This is a genomic window from Pseudarthrobacter sp. HLT1-7 (assembly GCF_059383435.1).
The window spans coordinates 32,079-48,377 of sequence record NZ_JBWZCH010000019.1 but is presented as its reverse complement, the minus strand read 5'-3'; the positions used below and the strand labels follow the sequence as shown (position 1 = coordinate 48,377).

The following is a 16,299-nucleotide window of genomic DNA, read 5'->3' as shown; positions in this document are numbered from 1 at the left end:
CGGCCGGGAGGAGCGGCGCTAAAGCTGGCTTGAGTCCAGCTCCGGAGTCATATAAGACACTGTTGGGGTCGTCTTCGTTGTCCGCAAAAGAGCGGGCAAAAGCTGAAACCATGACGCTGGTACAGCCGCCGGACCGGAGCGAAAATGCCCTGGCTTCCGGTTTCAGGTAGAGGCGTTCATATTCTCCACGCCGGGCTTCGGCCAGGATGTGGGTCAGCAGAAGGGCGGCGCTGCCGCGGCCTTGTGCGTAGGCTGCGATGTGCATGGACTTGATCTCGCCCTGGCCCTGCTGGAGCCTTTCCGGCGCCCCACAGCCAAGCAACTCGGCATCCTCCCGCCCGGTCCAGAAGGTGATGGCCGGCCCCAGGAGCGCCGCAGCATCGAGGGTATGCACGCTTTCGGCCGGCGAGGCGGCAAACATGGCCGCAAGGTGCTCGCTCAGGAGTTGCTGGACATCCGCGCGGCCGAGGTTGTCCCGCTCAATCCGGATCATCGTGAACTGCTCCTCCACAGAATCTGAATTCGGTCATCCCATCTACCGGCTTACAGGACTTTAATAAGCTAGCGCCATGGAACGACGCTTGATTCTGCACCAGGGTCCGTCTTCTCGTCGACCCCACATTGCTATCTTTGGGCGGTTCGGGCCAGCAGGCGCCCGTGGAGCCGGTGCAGGTTCGGCATGATTCCGTAGATAACGATTGGGACGGCGACAATGGCGAGCACGAAGGTACGCAGGACAGAAGGCAGCCTCGCTAGCCAATCGCCGAACACGAGGTTGAGGACAGTGAGTGTGGGGAACACAGCCAGCCAGATCATAGGCGCCACTTGGCGCCTGCTCGGGGGCGAGACCTTGGCGGCCTGCGGTGCTGTGGTTTGGTCTGCGTTGATTGCCATGGCGGCCGCGGATCCTTCGCCGGCGGCGGTGATGACTTGGGCTCGTGGGTTGGCTAGGTCGCGGGCCACCCGGCCTCGTCGGCATCGCAGCCTAGGCCGATGAGGAGGTCGATGTGCGGGACGAAGCGTGGTGGCACGAAGAGTGCGCCGCGACGGATGGTGCGGCCGTCCTCCATCTCGACACCGCGCAGGTTTTCCTCTTCGATCAGGATCCGATTCACCGTTACCTCGACGATTCCGATCGCCCGCCCGCTGTCGGACGATTTGTGCGTAGCGAACGGTGTCGGGCGAACCGCCCAGAACGCCAGGCTGCATATCGCTCACCTCGTAGCCGTGGCATGAGGCAGTGCAGAACGTCGCGCGCCCACCTGTCACCAAGACCGGTGATATCGGGCAATTCATCGCGCAAACCTGTGGCCACGAGCAGCCGCCGTGCAAAAACTCGCTGACCGTCTGAAGTCAGAACCCAGAACCCGGATTTGCCGCACCGCACAAGTTCCGTGACGGACCCATCGAGGAAGTCGCCGCCGTAGCCTTTCACTTCTTCGCGTCCGAAGGCCAACAGCTCACCGGGCGCCACCCGTCCCGCGACAGGAACCCATGCATGTGCGGGGCTGGACCGCGCCGGGGACCAGGCCGCGGAGGTCCTCAGCGTTTTTCGGCGGACAGGACGGGCGGTTGCACGTCCGCGCGAAGTCGCGCCACAAATGGGCCAGAAAGCCGGGTCCCACAATTCGGGATCACCCCGGAATGGGCTGACCCGACCCGATGCGTGCCCTCCCGACTGATGGGTCGATGGCCTCCACGGAGATCAGGATGACGCCGAGGTCCCGGACCTTCATCAGCAGTCCGTGCAGCGCTGCCTGGTCCGGGACGAAACCGGTCAGGCTTGTCGTGCCGTCGCTTTCGTGGGTCAGTGTGAGGTCACCGATCCAGGCAGCCCAGTGGTCGTCGAGGTGTCCGTCGACCCGAAGCCGGTAGCCCGTGGGCACCGGTCGTTTGGGGGACTGGGTCATGAGGACCCGACCTCCGCCGTCGCCTTGCTGGTTCGGCTGCTGCCGCTCCATCGGATGATGTACTCCGCGACCGTGAGGTTAATGGCCCAGGCGGCGCCCAGCATCAGAAGGCCCCGCCCGGCTGAACGGTGCCAGCGCGGCCAGCGGCGCCGAACCCGGGGCGAGAACTGGAAGGCCCGACGAACGCGTAGGTGATTGCGCTGATGATGTGAAGGACCACGGGCATTGGCGAGGCGGTCATGCGGGGATTCGCAGGCATGAGCTGCGGACCGCCGGACAACTCGACCAGCCGCAGAGAGCCGGCTATCGCGGGTACCAGGGCGAGGGCGACGAGTGCGATCGGCACCCACCGGCCCGATGTGCCCGTCCTTGCTGCCGGGTGCGTGGGGTGCGTAGGGTGCGTGGTCACTTGGCGCCGGCCGGGTCGAGCGGTGAGCTGGCGACCTGGGGCAGGGATTGACCGGCCGCGGTACGCTGATCGCGCCACAACGAATAGCCGAGGCCGACCAGGGCGACGCCGGTGGGAATGGCGAACAGCCTGAAGTTGATCTGCGGCAGCAGGGGGATCGCGAGGATTGCGACGGCGCCGACGGCGAGGAGCGCGGCGGCCCATCGGGCGAGGATGCGGGCGCGGAAGAGCGCGATGCCGAAGAGGAGGCCACCGGCCAGGTAGCCGACGCCGGCGAGCTGGCTGAGCTGTTGCATCAGGCCGATGTCGCCGGTCGCGTGGCCGCCGGGAACGGCCACGGCGAGGACGTCGGTGACGTATCCGGGTGAGGTGCCAGTGATGGAGGGGAAGACGACCACACCAACGACTTCGGTGCTGAACATGAGGAGGAAGCCGGTGGCGAGCACGAGGTACCCGATCAGGCCGAGGACTCCGGTCCGCGTCACCTGGCGCAGGTACATGCCGGTGATGCCGGCGAGCGCCAGGGCGGCGAAGAGCGCCTTCATCGTCTGGCGCACCTTCCACTCGGTCGTGGAGATGAAGGCGAGGTCCAGGTGAGGGTGGTTGATCTGAACGCCGATGTACAGCAGTCCTGCGACGGCGGCGGCAACGCCGGCCGCCCGGGTGAGGGTGGTGGTGGTGATGGTCATGTCCGGCTCCCTGGTTCTGGGTTTCCGTGGCCGGGCGCCGCGGGATGACTCAAATCTAGGGACGGACGGGGTGACCCGGCGTCACCCCACGATGTGACTGACAGGGTGAGATCCGGTGGCGGGCAGGCTACATCAAGCCGTGATCGTGGGAGGTGCGGACCGCCGCCCGGCGGCTGTTGACGCCGAGCTTGGTGAAGATGTGCTTGGTGTGGGTTCGCAGCGTGTTGAGCGAGATAAAGAGCGCGCGGGCGATCTCGGGCCCGCTCAGCTCACTGCCAAGTAGCCGGAGCACCTGCAGCTCCCGCTCGCTGAGCGAGTCAACGGCCGACGTCGGGAGCTCCCCTGACCGGGGAACTGGCGTTGGGGACCCCTCACCCAGGGCGATGAGCCGGGACGCGTGGCCGGCGGCGTCGGCGCCGTGCGTGGCCTCGCGGAGCAGCACCATCATGGGCGCTCCTTCGTCCAGGAAAAGCCGCACATACTGATCTGCCTCGGGTGCCTCGGCGAAAGCGCGGCCCAGTGCCTCGCGGGCCTGCGGCCGGTGTCCCTGCGCGTCCTGTGCCAGTGCCTGCAGCATGCGGATCTCCACCAGGCTTCCGGCGCGTCCGGATGATTCGGCGGCCTCAAACAGCCGGTCCAGCAGGCGACGTGCACGGTCGATCGATATTGCGTGGGGGCGTGCCCGGTGCTGCGCGATGAGCAGCCGGACCAAGGTGAGGTGGTCGAACTCGCTTAGATAGCTGGCATCGTCCGTGACGGAAACGCCTCGATCGCGTGCCCAGTCGGCAGCTTCCGGCATCTTGCCCTGCGCGATCCAGACCCGGGCCTTCATCGCCGCGATAGGGCGAACGTCCGGGAAGAAACCCGGCCGGTAGAGTTGCTCCGCCTGGTCCAGGAGCCTGATGGCGCTGTCCGGGTCTCCTTCGGCCTGGGCAACCAGTCCCAATGCCACGAACCACCGGTAGCGGCTCTCGGTCATCGGTGCATGGTCCAGGAATACTGCGGCGGTCTCGAGGTGTCGCTTGGCTCTGCCGAGGTCTCCGGCTTCGCGGTAGATCTCGCTTAGGCCCACGTGCAGGTCGGCGGCTGCCCGCGCCACGGGCTCGCCCTGGGTCTCGGCCAGCTGCAGCGCACTCTGGTAGAGCAGGCGTGCCCTGCTGAGTCGACCTGCCGCGAGCCACATGTCAGCGAGCACCACCGTGCTGCTGAGCTCGTCGACCAGGTTGCCGGCTGCGTGCAGGCTTGCCACAGCCTCCGTGAACGTCTGCAGCGCGGTCGGCACGTCCCCCCTCGCCCACGCGGCGAGCCCCAGAAACCCGGCCGCAGCTCCCCGCGCAAGATGGTCGCTGGGGCGGGCTAGGTCAAGTGCGTGCCGGGCGTGCTCCGACGTGCCTGCCACATCGCCCCGTGCTTGGGCGAGCGAGGCGCGGTAGACGGCGATGGTCGCCGGCAACGTCTGGAGCTCTTCGGTGTCAGGCCAGGGGGGAGCCGCCCCGTCCTGCACCGCAGCCATCGCCCGCTCGGCGTCCGCGAATCGTGGCTCGACGCTGGTGAGGTCACCGGACAGCATGAGCATAAATCCGTAGAAGGCGCTGAGCACCGGGCTGCGCCGGACGGCGGCGTCGGGGAGCGCCTTCAGCCAGCCGAGCAGCATCGCATCCTGCCGGTTGCGGCGGATCGTCGGCGCGGCCAGCTCCATGAGGTGTGCCGCGCGGTCGAAGTCCCGGGCAGACAATGCATGCCCGACGGCGTCCCCTGCCATATCGTGGCTCTCATACCAGCGGCTGGCGCGCTGATGCAGCAGCGGAATCTGCTCGGGCCGCTCGCTGAGCAGGCGTGCCCGCAGCACGTCGGCGAAGAGGTGGTGGTAGCGGTACCATTCCCGCCGGCCGTCCAGAGGTACGGTGAAGAGGTTGGCGCGCTCCAGTGCCACGAGCATGTCGCTCCCGTCGTCGCGGCCGGTGACGGCGTCACAGAGCGGCCCCGTGAGCCGGTCGAGAACCGCTGAGTGCAACAGGAAACTGCGGACTGCGTCGGGTTGATGCTGTAGGACCTCCTCGACCAGGTAGTCGACGATATACCGGTCGTTCCCGGCGAACCGGGCGATGAAGCCTGCGACGTCTTCGCGCCCCTGGAGAGAGAGGGCAGCGAGCTGAAGCGCGGCAATCCATCCCTCCGTTCGCTGCTCCAATGCCGCTACCTCCTCCGCGGCGAGGTCCAGTCCCGCCACCTCATTGAGGTACGCGGCGGCCTCCTCCGACGTAAAGCGCAGCTCCGCAGCTCGGATCTCGACCAGCTCGCCGCGCACCCGCAATCGAGACAGTGGCAGATCGGGGTCGGCGCGGGTGCTGATCACGACGTGCACGTGCGGCGGAAGGTGTTCCAAAAGGAAGGCCATCCCGTCACCGACATCGCGGCTGTCAACCGAGTGGTAGTCGTCGAGCACCAGCCATACACCGTTCGGTGCCGCGGCGAGCTCGTTCAACACGGTGTTGAGCACATGCTCGGTCGGCATTGGAGAAGACGCAATGAGCTCAAGCGCAGTCGATCCGACGCTGGGCATCGCCGTTTGGAGTGCGGTCACGACGCCGGTCCAGAATGAAGCCGGCTCGCTGTCCGCCGCATCGAGCGAGAGCCACGCCACGCAACGGCCTTCGCCAGGTGTCTCGCCCAGCCACTCGGCGAGGAGCGTCGTCTTGCCGAACCCGGCGGGGGCGGACAGCAGAGTCAGCCTCGACTCGGCTCCGCGACGCAAACGCTCACTGAGTCGTGGGCGGGTCACAAGACCACCTCGCAGCTTCGGGACGTACAGCTTGGTTGCAATCATCGGGCGTGCCATGCGATCCCCGTTCCAACGTGCACAACCGTGTCCGAAGTGTGCGGCTGATAGCACCAGCGTACCGGGGCTGGTGTTCAGGGGCATGTACGCACGGACCGAGAGCTGTCGCTGTGCCAGGGTTTGAGAGCGCCTGGAAACAAGTGAAGAGCGCCTCGAATTCGAGATCACCACGTGCCCTCGCCGGACCGTCGCGATTCCGGATGAACGTGGCCGGATGGACGACGGCGCCTTCGTTGCGGAAGTGATCGAGCAGGGCATCTTCCGCAACGGGATCCCCGGCAGATTCACGGAAGGCTACGGTGTTGACCCTTCAGACGCTGCGGACGTCTTCGACGAGGCCGGGCTGGCCACCGTGGTGATGGCATCCACCCACGGTTCGCCACCCGCCTGGAAGACCAGATCGAAAGACTCCGGCAAGAAAATCCTGCGGCCTACGAAAGGACGCTGCGCGTTTTGAAAACCACTGCAGCCGATCCGAGTCCTTTCGGCACCGCCGGGCATCCGCAGCTAATCGAAGTCAACCCGGCGTGACACCCGGTAGGACCGCGACTTGCCGACTCGGCGCTGACTCAGTGCTCACTCTGAGCCGGCTCGGCCGCTTCAGCGTGGCCGGCGGGCCGCGTGTTCGCGGGCGAGGGCCGCGTAGGAGTCGTCCGGTGTACCGGGGGAGAAGGTGCCGTACTTGCGTTCGACGGCGGTCCGGATGAGGAAGTCCGCCAGCGCCGGGTTCTTGGGCAGCAGGGAGCCGTGCAGGTAACTCGCCACGATGTTCCGGTAACGGGCGCCTTCCTGGCCGTCGTCGCTGTTGTTGCCGGTGCCCCTGGCCGTGGTTCCCAGCGGCGAAACGCCGGGGCCAAGCATGGTCTGGCCGCTGTGGTTCTCGTAGCCCAGGACGGTGCCGAACTCGGGGGAGGACACGGAGACGTTTCCGATCAACCGCTCGTCCGTGCCGTGGGTCTCTACGTCCAGGATGCCGATTCCCGGCAGGACCGAGCCCGTCCGGGTCCTGAAGAACTTCCCGAAGAGCTGGTACAGGCCGCAGATCACCAGCATGGGCGTGCCGTCCTCCGCCAGTTCCTTGAGGGCAGGCCCCCGGGAGCGCAGATCGTCCTGGATGACCAGCTGGCCGCTGTCCTGCCCGCCGCCGCCGACAACCAGGTCAACATCCGCCGGGAACGCGTCTCCCACGTTGTACTCGAGCAGTTCGGGGGTATAGCCGTGCCAGCGCAGGCGCTGCGCGAGCACCAGGGCGTTGCCCCAGTCGCCGTAAATGTTCATGTCCCGCGGGTACAGCTGCAGGACACGGATGCTGCCCTTGCCGGGCGCAGCGGATTCCTCCGGCGGCAACTCGTGGCCGAAGGAGAGCCTGTGCCCGGGCACGCTGGACTCTGTCTGCTTGGATTCGGGCAGCTTGGACCCGGGCTGTCCGGATTCGGGCTCGGGGGTCATGAGACCACCTCCACTGTGGTGATTTTGGCCAGCTCGCGGCGGATGGCCAGCATGGCTGTGTAGGTGCAGAAGATCCGCTTTGGTTTGTCCTTGGCGCCGCGGATGAAAGCGGCCAGCGCGGGTGCGATCTCGGTGTTCACCGCACCGATGGCGACGTCGTCGTACTGCAGCCGCAACGCCATGTCGTAGGCGCGGGAGCCGGTCAATCCGTCCACGCCGCCCGCACGGAGGGTATCGAATTCGACGTCCCACAGCCAGGACATGTCCCGGCCGTCCGCGTAGTTGTCATTGATCGCGATCATGGTGGCGTAGCCGGCGGCCGGGAAGGATTTCAGGCCCAGCCGGAAACCGCTGGGGTTCTTGACCAGCACCAGTTCCAGCGGCAGGCCATCGACCACGAGGCTTTCGCCGCGGCCAAACGCCGGCGCCACCCTAGACAGCGCCGTGAGCAGTCCGGCCTGGTCGGTGCCTGCGCCGCGGGCGCCTGAAATCGCCCGGGCCAGGGTCAACGCGGCGGCGGCGTTGAAGATGTTGTAGACGCCGCGCAGGTTCATTGCGGTGGTGACGGTGACGCCGTCGTACTCGAAGTCCGCATTGTCCGGACCGACCCTGCGCAGCACGACGTCGGCGGACGGCTTTGCGGGGGACGGCGGCACCGGGCTGCCGGGGGCGGCCCGCATCTCGTCGTCGTTGGGGAAGGTGCCCAGCAGCGAATCATCGAGGCCGAAGTAGAGGACGCCGGGTCCGGTGAGGGTGTCCGTGTTCAGCGTTTCCGCGATTCGGGCGACGCGGGGGTCCTCCCGGTTCAGCACAACGGTTTCCGTGGTTTTGGCGGCAACGTGCTGCAGCAGCTGCGCGGTCTTGTCGATCTCCCCGAAGCGGTCCAGCTGGTCCCGCAGGACGTTCAGCAGAAGGCTGTAGCGCGGCGGCACCTGGTTGACGAAGTGCACGGCGTGCGCCTCATCCAGCTCCAGCACGGCGACGTCGGCGCTCAGCCGGCCCCGCCAGTCCACCTCGCCAAGCAGGGCGGCGGCCACGCCGCGGGTGAAATTGCTGCCGGTGCGGTTGGTGAAGACCGCCAGGCCCTGGCTCTCGAGCAGCTCCACCACCATTTTGGTGGTGGTCGTCTTCCCGTTCGTACCGCTGACGACGGCAACGCCCAGCGGCAGGGAGGACAGGGTCCTACGCATAAAGCCGGGGTCGATTTTTTCGACGACCAGCCCGGGGAGGGCAGAGCCTCCGCCCCTGAGCCGGGAGACCCGGCGGACGAGCTTGCCGAGCGGAACGCTGAAGTAAAACATGCTTTGTAATATATCCCAGCGGCGGCATGGAAGCCTGCCGGGCCGGGGTGCCGGGGGTGTTCGGGCCACTATGCTGGTCGGATGACCAACCCCTCTTCTGCGCTTCCTTCCCGCGCGGGTGCAGGCCTGCGGATCGGCGTGCTGGCACTCCAGGGCGATTTCCGCGAACACCTGCACGCGGTGGAAGCAGCCGGTGCCACCGGCATCGGCGTCCGGCGTCCCGCCGAGCTCGACGGCCTCGACGGCCTCATCATTCCCGGCGGCGAATCGACCACCATTGACAAGCTCGCCGGGATCTTCGGGCTCCGGGACCCGCTGCGCGAACGCCTCCGGGCCGGGCTGCCGGCCTACGGTTCCTGCGCCGGCATGATCCTGCTCGCGGACGAGATCACCGACCCGGCGAGGGACCTCGCCGGCAACCCGCAGCAGACCTTCGGCGGCCTGGATATTACGGTGCGCCGCAACGCCTTTGGCCGGCAGCGCGAGTCCTTCGAAACGGACCTCGACTTCAGAGGCCTGGAGTTCAGCGCCACGGAGCACGGCGTGGCGCCTGTTCATGCGGTCTTCATCCGCGGGCCGTGGGTGGAGCGCGTCGGGGACGGCGTGGAGATCCTCGCCACGGTGGAACCAGGCAGGGCGTCCCACCCCGAAGCGCTGGCCGGGACGGCTAGAATTGTGGCTGTGCGCTCCGGCAAGCTGCTGGCGACCTCCTTCCACCCGGAAGTGACGGGAGAGAAGCGCGTGCACGAACTGTTTATTCGAATGATCAGAGGAGAAGCGTAAAGTATGTCAGGCCACTCCAAATGGGCGACGACCAAGCACAAGAAGGCCATCCTCGACAGCCGCCGGGCCAAGTCGTTCGCCAAGCTGATCAAGAACATCGAAGTGGCCGCCCGGATGGGAGGCCCGGATCTTGCCGGCAACCCGGGCCTGGAACTGGCCGTCACGAAGGCCAAGAAGACCTCGGTTCCCGCTGACAACATCGACCGCGCCATCAAGCGCGGTGCCGGCCTCACCGGCGAAGTGGTGGACTACACCGAGATCATGTACGAATGCCGCGGGCCGCAGGGCTCCGCGCTGCTGATCGAGTGCCTCACGGACAACAAGAACCGTGCCGCCTCGGAAGTCCGCCTCGCCATCTCCCGCAACGGCGGCACCATCGCCGATCCCGGGTCGGTCAGCTACCTCTTCTCCCGCAAGGGTGTTGTGTCACTGCCGAAGAACGGCCTGACCGAGGATGATGTCCTGATGGCCGTGCTCGACGCCGGCGCCGAGGAAGTCAAGGATAACGGTGACAGCTTCGAGATCCACTCCGAACCGACCGATCTCCAGGCCCTTCGCGATGCGCTCAAGGAGGCCGGCATCGAGTACGAGTCCGACGAAGCCGAGTTCGTGCCCTCCATGGAGGTTCCGCTGGACCTCGAGGGTGCCAAAAAGTTCATGAAGCTCGTGGACGCGCTAGAAGAACTCGACGACGTCCAGAACGTCTACAGCAACGCCGACCTCAGCGACGATGTACAGGCCGCACTGGGCGCCGAGTGAGCCTTCGCGTCCTCGGCGTCGATCCGGGCCTCACCCGCTGCGGGATCGGCGTCGTGGACGTGGAGCGGAACCGCCGCGCCACCCTGGTGGCGTTCGGCGTCGTCGGAACCCCTCCCGGGGAAAGCCTGGACCAGCGGCTGCTGGTCATCGCCACCTCGATCGATGAGTGGCTGGACAAATACGAACCGCACGTCCTCGCCGTCGAACGCGTGTTCTCGCAACTTAATGTCAGTACCGTGATGGGGGTCGCGCAGGCATCCGGCGTCGTGATCGCCGCGGCTGCCCGCCGCGGCATCCCGGTGGCGCTGCACACGCCGTCGGAAGTCAAGGCCGCCGTCACCGGCAGCGGCAGGTCCAACAAGGAAGCCGTCACCAAACTGGTCACCAAGATCCTGCGGCTCGACGCCCCGCCCCGCCCGGCCGACGCCGCCGACGCGCTGGCGCTTGCCATCACCCACGCGTGGCGTGCCGGCAGCGGAACTTCCAACGAGGGCGCCGTCAGCACCGGACCGGGCAGCCGGGCCCTGACCCCGGCCCAGCGTGCCTGGGCGGACGCCGAGGCCAAAGCGCGGCGTTCACGCTGAATGTCCGGCTGTACCGGCGCAGAGCTTGGTAGGGTATTCGTAGATATGTTCGATAGCCGGCATTTGCCGGCGGTATTTCAGGAGCCCGGCCTTGATCAGTTTTCTCCGCGGAACCGTAGCGCACGTCGGTCTGTCCTCCGCCGTGATCGACCTCAATGGTGCCGGCATGAGCGTGAACGCCACGCCACAGACGCTCAGCAGTCTCCGCATGGGCGAGGAGGGAAAGCTTTACACCTCGCTGATCGTGCGTGAGGACTCCCTGACCCTCTTCGGCTTTAGCAGCGACGACGAACGCGAAGTCTTCGATGTGCTCCTCAGCGTCAGCGGCGTCGGCCCCCGGCTGGCCCTGGCCGTGCTGGCCGTCCACGAGCCCGAAGCCATCCGCGTCGCCGCGCACTCCGGCGACGGCAAGGCGTTCACCAAGGTGCCCGGGATCGGGCCCAAGGTTGCGGGCCGGATCGTGCTGGAACTGGCAGGAAAGCTCATTCCGCATGGGACCGCAGGCGCCGCTGCCCCCGCGGCGTCCTCCTCCTCGGAAGCTGTCTGGAAGCCGCAGGTGGTCGCCGCCATGACGAGCCTGGGCTGGTCCGAAAAAGATGCCGTCACCAGCATTGACAAGTCCCTCGCCGACTCTCCCGAACTCGCAGGGAAGGGCAACGTGGCCGAGATTCTGCGCGCCACCCTGCGCTGGCTGGGCCAGGACGGCGCCCGAGCCGGGAACAGGGTAGGCACCCGTGGCTGAGCCGTCGCTCGTGGCCGGGGGAGAGGAGCCGGAGGAACGCGTCATTGAGGCCGCTCTCAGGCCCAAGAACCTGCACGACTTCGTCGGCCAGCACCGGGTCCGCAAGCAGCTCTCGCTCGTGCTGGAGGCCTCCCGCATGCGCGGCCGCAGCGCGGACCACGTGCTGCTCTCCGGCCCGCCGGGCCTGGGCAAGACCACGCTGTCCATGATCATTGCCGCCGAGATGAACGCCCCGCTGCGGATCAGCAGCGGCCCGGCCATCCAGCACGCCGGAGACCTGGCCGCCATTCTCTCCTCGCTCTCCGAGGGCGAGGTCCTCTTCCTCGACGAGATCCACCGGATGTCCCGGCCGGCCGAGGAAATGCTGTACATGGCGATGGAAGATTTCCGCGTCGACATCATCGTGGGCAAAGGCGCCGGCGCCACCGCCATCCCGCTCGAACTGCCGCCCTTCACCCTGGTGGGTGCCACCACCCGGGCCGGACTCCTGCCGGGGCCGCTCCGCGACCGCTTCGGCTTTACCGGGCACCTCGAGTTTTACTCCGTTGCCGAACTGGAACTCGTGCTCCGGCGCTCCGCCGGACTGCTGGACCTCAAGGTCAACTCCGCCGGTTTCAGCGAGATCGCCGGACGCTCCCGCGGCACACCCCGGATCGCCAACCGCCTTCTGCGGCGCGTGCGCGACTGGGCCCTGGTGCACGGCATCGAGCAGATCGACGCCCGCGCCGCGTCCGCGGCGCTGGACATGTATGAGGTGGACAAGCGCGGCCTCGACCGGCTGGACCGGGCCGTCCTCGAGGCGCTCATCACGAAATTCGGCGGCGGACCGGTGGGCCTGTCCACGCTCGCGATCGCCGTCGGCGAAGAGACCGAGACGGTGGAAACCGTTGCCGAGCCGTACCTGGTCCGCGAAGGGCTGCTGGGCCGCACTCCGCGCGGCCGGATTGCGCTGGCCCCGGCGTGGACCCACCTCGGATTTGCAGTGCCGCCCGGAATCTTCAGTCAGGACCCGCTTGAGCTGTTCCAGGCCGGGGAACTTGAGCCGGACATGGCGGACGGCCGGGGAGAAGAAGCCGATCCGGAATGGATCCGTAACAGTCAGTAGCACCACCCCGTGGCCTTTTCCCTTTAGACTGGAATGACGCTCGGCACGTTCGGGTCTTTGTTTCTGTGCGCGGCCCCCGTCTGGCCGCCGTTGGCTGGGCATGGTTTTTCCGGCAGTCCTTCCGCCAGGTCCACTGCCCGGGGGACTGTCCGGGGGCGCCGGCCGCCCGGTTGGCCCGGAGCGAAGCAGACGTTGCCGATGACCAGCTATGCAAGTACAGAATGGAATTTTTCCCGTGGATCCAATAAACATCCTGCTGTTCGTCATGCTCGGACTCTTCGTCTTCACGATGTTCCGCCGCAACAAGAAGACCAAGGAGCAGGCAGCCACGCTGCAGTCGCAGTTTGCTCCGGGCGTGGAGGTCATGACGAGCTTCGGCCTGTTTGGCCGCATCGTCGAGATCGACGACGACGAGAATAAGGTCCTGCTGGAACTCTCTCCCGGCAACACCGCGACGGTGCACCGCCAGGCCGTCACCAAGATCGTTGAGCCGGTTGTTGTGGCCGAGGAGCCCACTGTGGTACCCGACGACGCATCCTCGCTGACCATCGAGAAGACGGACAGCCCCGCCCCCGTTATCGAAGCTCCGGGCAACGAAGCTCCCGTCAACGGTGCTCCCGTCAACGAAACTCCCGACGAAACCCTGCGCCGCCTCAATGACGAAGGCAAAAAAGGCAGCTAGTCTGCCCTTTGAGCCATCCCGCGCAGCAACTGCTGCGGGCAACCGCCGGTGCGGGTCTCACCGCCCGCGCCGGCGCTCCTTGCGTCAATAGAAGAAAGATCGACAATGGCACGAACTGGCCCCAAAAACACAGCCCTCAGGGTGCTTGTCTGGCTTGGCGTAATTCTCGCCGTCCTGACTGCACTCCTGGCGGGCGGCACCATGGCCGGCCAGGCGAGCTGGGCTCCCAAGCTCGCCCTGGACCTTGAAGGCGGCACCCAGATGATCCTGGCGCCCAAGGTTGAGGGCGGTTCGGACATCAACGAAGAGCAGCTCAACCAGGCCGTGTCGATCATCCGCCAGCGCGTGGACGGCTCGGGCGTAGCGGAAGCTGAAATCAGCACGCAGTCCGGCCGGAACGTCGTCGTCAGCCTCCCCGGTACCCCCTCCAGGGAAACCCGCGCGCTGATCCAGGCATCCGCGGACATGAACTTCCGGCCGGTCATCCAGGCCGGCCCCGGCGCAGCAGTCCCCGCGGAGTCACTGACCCCGGAAGAGAAGCTGCCCAAGCCCGCCGCGGAGCCCGCCAACAGCAGCGATGAAAACTGGATCACCGCCGACGTCTACAAGAAGTTCGAGACGCTCAACTGCGACACCCCCTCCCAGGACAAGCAGGAACGCTCCGACCCGGCCAAGCCGCTGGTCACCTGCGAACCGGCGTCCGACAACTCGCCCGCCATCAAATACATCCTTGGTCCGGTCGAGGTCAAGGGCTCCAACATCAAGGGTTCCACGTTCCAGCTGCAGCGCGGCGCGCAGGGAGCTGTGACCAACGAGTGGGCGGTGAACATCCAGTTCGACGACACGGGAACCGCCAAGTTCAAGGAAGTCACTGAACGCCTCTACCAGTTCTACGTCGCCGCCGGCGGCCAAAGCGGCTCGGACCCGAAGGCCCAGTTCGCCATCGTCCTCGATGACCAGGTCATCTCGGCACCGCGTTCCCTCGCCGTCATCACCGACGGCCGTCCGCAGATCACCGGCGGGTTCACCGAGCAGTCCGCGAAGGCCCTCTCCGACCAGCTCCGTTTCGGTGCCCTGCCGATCAGCTTCGAGATCCAGAGCGAACAGCAGATCTCGGCCACTCTCGGCGGGGAGCAGCTCCGCATGGGCATGCTCGCCGGACTGATAGGCCTGCTGCTGGTGGTGGTTTACTCGCTGTTCCAGTACAGGGCGCTGGGCTTTGTCACCGTAGCCTCCCTCCTGGTGGCCGGCGCGCTGACCTACCTGGCCATCGCGATCCTGGGCTGGACCGAAAATTACCGGCTCTCACTCGCCGGCGTTGCGGGCATCATCGTGGCCATCGGCCAGACGGCGGACTCGTTCATCGTCTACTTCGAACGAATCCGTGATGAGCTCCGTGAAGGCCGCGGCCTCGTCTCCGCTGTAGAGAACGGCTGGAAGCGTGCCAAGCGCACCGTCCTGGCGTCCAAGGCGGTAAACCTGCTGGCCGCCCTGGTGCTGTACTTCGTGGCAGTGGGCAACGTCCGCGGTTTCGCCTTTACCCTCGGCCTGACCGCGATCGCCGACCTCATCGTCGTCTTTATGTTCACCCACCCCACCCTGCAGATGCTTGCCCGCACCAAGTTCTTCGGTGAAGGCCACCCGCTGTCGGGTCTGGACCCGAAGCGTCTCGGCGTTGTTCCCCTGTACCGGGGTGCAGGCCGGCTCCGCGTGCCGGAGGACCGGCCGGCGGTTGCAGTGCGTTCCAAGAACACCGGCGCCACGGCTGAAGCCGAGCGCAGGTTGACCATCGCAGAACGACGGCTCGCGGAACGACAGGAACAGCTAGCTGGTTCCGCCAAGAGCCCGTCCAAGGAGGGCAAGTAAATGGCCAGTTTCGCTAATTTCGGTAACGAGCTTTACAGCGGCAAGCGCTCTTACGGCTTCGTCGCCTCCAAAAAGATCTGGTTCCTGATTGCCGCCGTCGCCGTCGCGCTCTCGATCCTGCTCCCGGTCGCCAAAGGCGGCTTCAACCTGGGCATCGAGTTCCGCGGCGGCTCGGAGTTCACGGTCTCCAACGTCAAGACGACGGATACCGCCGTCGGCGAGAAGTCAGTGGAGGACGTAGTCCCCGGCAGCATCCCCCGCGTCGCAAACGTCGCAGGCAACACCATGCGGATCCAGACGGACAAGCTCACCGACGAGGAGACGCTCCGGATCAAAGAGGGCCTGACCACTGCCTACGGTGTTACGGACAACGAGGTGACCTCGACCTTCGTCGGGCCCACGTGGGGGGCCGACGTCACCAAGCAGGCTCTGCTGGGACTCGTCATCTTCGTGGTGCTCGCCGCCATCCTGATGGCGCTGTACTTCCGGACCTGGAAGATGTCACTCTCGGCGATTGTCGGCATGCTGGTGACCATGTTCATCACCGCGGGGGTGTACTCCCTCAGCGACTTCGAGGTGACGCCGTCGGCCATCATCGGCTTCCTGACGGTGCTCAGCTACTCGTTGTACGACACCGTGGTGGTGTTCGATAAGATCCGCGAAAACACCGCGGACCTGCAGGTCTCCACGCGGCTCACCTTTGGTGAGGAAGTCAACCTCGCCGTCAACCAGACCCTGGTGCGCTCCATCAACACCATGATGGTGGCCATCCTTCCGGTCGGAGCCATCCTCTTCATCGGGGCGGGGCTGCTAGGCGCCGGGACACTGCGCGACCTCTCGCTGGCCCTGTTCGTGGGCATCCTGATCGGCACGGCGGCAACGATCTTCATCGCGGCCCCGCTCTATGCCTGGCTGCGCCAGAACGAACCTGACCTTCTCAAGCAGGCCCATCGGGTGCAGCACCGCCGCGCAGAGACGGCGGCCAGGAACGCCTCATCGGCGACGCCCGCCACGGCCTAACCGGCGACGGTGCCCCTTGAACGGGTACCACCTGAATCGGATCCGCGGGCCGGAGAACGTCATCCCTGACGCTCTCCGGCCCGCCGCCGTATCCCCGCCGGTTATCGAAGTATCCTGCTGCGGGAATAGACTTGAATAATTAACGGGTTGTGAGAGGTGCT

16 protein-coding genes and 1 pseudogene are annotated in these 16,299 nt (G+C 66.4%); 9 read left to right on the top strand and 8 right to left on the bottom strand.

Translation table 11 applies throughout. The features are described from left to right. Positions 1 to 217: 217 nt before the first annotated feature. The 6 genes and pseudogenes from AC50X6_RS16055 to AC50X6_RS16030 all read right to left on the bottom strand — a co-directional run. Positions 218 to 421: pseudogene (locus tag AC50X6_RS16055) on the bottom strand (GNAT family N-acetyltransferase); the annotation flags it as partial. Between the two features lie 203 nt (positions 422 to 624). Next, positions 625 to 894: a putative antibiotic biosynthesis monooxygenase gene (locus tag AC50X6_RS16050; protein ID WP_494967168.1), complete on the bottom strand. Its 270-nt coding sequence runs from the start codon at positions 892 to 894 to the stop codon at positions 625 to 627. A 53-nt stretch (positions 895 to 947) separates the two neighbouring features. Further along, complete coding sequence (locus AC50X6_RS16045) at positions 948 to 1,115, bottom strand: hypothetical protein (RefSeq protein WP_494967167.1); 168 nt, start codon at positions 1,113 to 1,115, stop codon at positions 948 to 950. A gap of 519 nt (positions 1,116 to 1,634) precedes the next feature. Then, a complete protein-coding gene (locus AC50X6_RS16040; RefSeq protein ID WP_494967166.1) occupies positions 1,635 to 1,910 on the bottom strand; it encodes a DUF8691 family protein in 276 nt (91 codons plus the stop codon). Between the two features lie 405 nt (positions 1,911 to 2,315). Beyond that, complete coding sequence (locus tag AC50X6_RS16035; RefSeq protein WP_494967165.1) at positions 2,316 to 3,008, bottom strand: hypothetical protein; 693 nt, start codon at positions 3,006 to 3,008, stop codon at positions 2,316 to 2,318. A 127-nt stretch (positions 3,009 to 3,135) separates the two neighbouring features. Then, entirely contained in the window at positions 3,136 to 5,790 is a 2,655-nt protein-coding gene (locus tag AC50X6_RS16030) for a winged helix-turn-helix domain-containing protein (protein ID WP_494967164.1), read from the bottom strand. A 271-nt stretch (positions 5,791 to 6,061) separates the two neighbouring features. Here AC50X6_RS16030 and AC50X6_RS16025 point away from each other — a divergent pair, with 271 nt between their 5' ends. After that, entirely contained in the window at positions 6,062 to 6,304 is a 243-nt protein-coding gene (locus tag AC50X6_RS16025) for a hypothetical protein (protein ID WP_494967163.1), read from the top strand. Between the two features lie 143 nt (positions 6,305 to 6,447). On the opposite strand, the gene AC50X6_RS16020 is transcribed toward AC50X6_RS16025, so the two are convergent. Next, positions 6,448 to 7,194, bottom strand: coding sequence for a type 1 glutamine amidotransferase (locus AC50X6_RS16020; RefSeq protein WP_494967206.1), 747 nt, complete (start codon positions 7,192 to 7,194; stop codon positions 6,448 to 6,450). A 98-nt stretch (positions 7,195 to 7,292) separates the two neighbouring features. Beyond that, on the bottom strand, positions 7,293 to 8,597 hold the full coding sequence (locus AC50X6_RS16015) for a Mur ligase family protein (protein ID WP_494967162.1): 1,305 nt from the start codon (positions 8,595 to 8,597) through the stop codon (positions 7,293 to 7,295). Between the two features lie 81 nt (positions 8,598 to 8,678). Between AC50X6_RS16015 and pdxT the strand changes: the two genes are divergently transcribed. From pdxT to secF, 8 genes are all read left to right on the top strand, one after another. Then, entirely contained in the window at positions 8,679 to 9,380 is a 702-nt protein-coding gene (pdxT, locus tag AC50X6_RS16010; RefSeq protein ID WP_494967161.1) for a pyridoxal 5'-phosphate synthase glutaminase subunit PdxT, read from the top strand. A 3-nt stretch (positions 9,381 to 9,383) separates the two neighbouring features. Continuing rightward, the gene (locus AC50X6_RS16005) at positions 9,384 to 10,139 is read left to right on the top strand and encodes a YebC/PmpR family DNA-binding transcriptional regulator (protein WP_494967160.1); all 756 of its coding nucleotides are present in this window, start codon (positions 9,384 to 9,386) and stop codon (positions 10,137 to 10,139) included. Next, entirely contained in the window at positions 10,136 to 10,723 is a 588-nt protein-coding gene (gene ruvC, locus AC50X6_RS16000; protein ID WP_494967159.1) for a crossover junction endodeoxyribonuclease RuvC, read from the top strand. The genes AC50X6_RS16005 and ruvC overlap by 4 nt, the downstream gene beginning before the upstream one ends. 91 nt (positions 10,724 to 10,814) lie before the next feature. Next, a complete protein-coding gene (ruvA, locus tag AC50X6_RS15995; protein ID WP_494967158.1) occupies positions 10,815 to 11,465 on the top strand; it encodes a Holliday junction branch migration protein RuvA in 651 nt (216 codons plus the stop codon). Further along, the gene (ruvB, locus tag AC50X6_RS15990; protein WP_494967157.1) at positions 11,458 to 12,570 is read left to right on the top strand and encodes a Holliday junction branch migration DNA helicase RuvB; all 1,113 of its coding nucleotides are present in this window, start codon (positions 11,458 to 11,460) and stop codon (positions 12,568 to 12,570) included. The genes ruvA and ruvB overlap by 8 nt, the downstream gene beginning before the upstream one ends. 244 nt (positions 12,571 to 12,814) lie before the next feature. Further along, positions 12,815 to 13,252 carry a preprotein translocase subunit YajC gene (yajC, locus tag AC50X6_RS15985; protein WP_494967205.1) on the top strand — a complete coding sequence of 146 codons (438 nt, stop codon included), beginning with the start codon at positions 12,815 to 12,817 and terminating at the stop codon, positions 13,250 to 13,252. A 105-nt stretch (positions 13,253 to 13,357) separates the two neighbouring features. Beyond that, complete coding sequence (gene secD / locus AC50X6_RS15980; protein WP_494967156.1) at positions 13,358 to 15,118, top strand: protein translocase subunit SecD; 1,761 nt, start codon at positions 13,358 to 13,360, stop codon at positions 15,116 to 15,118. Further along, positions 15,119 to 16,138 carry a protein translocase subunit SecF gene (secF, locus tag AC50X6_RS15975; protein WP_494967155.1) on the top strand — a complete coding sequence of 340 codons (1,020 nt, stop codon included), beginning with the start codon at positions 15,119 to 15,121 and terminating at the stop codon, positions 16,136 to 16,138. Positions 16,139 to 16,299 lie beyond the last annotated feature (161 nt).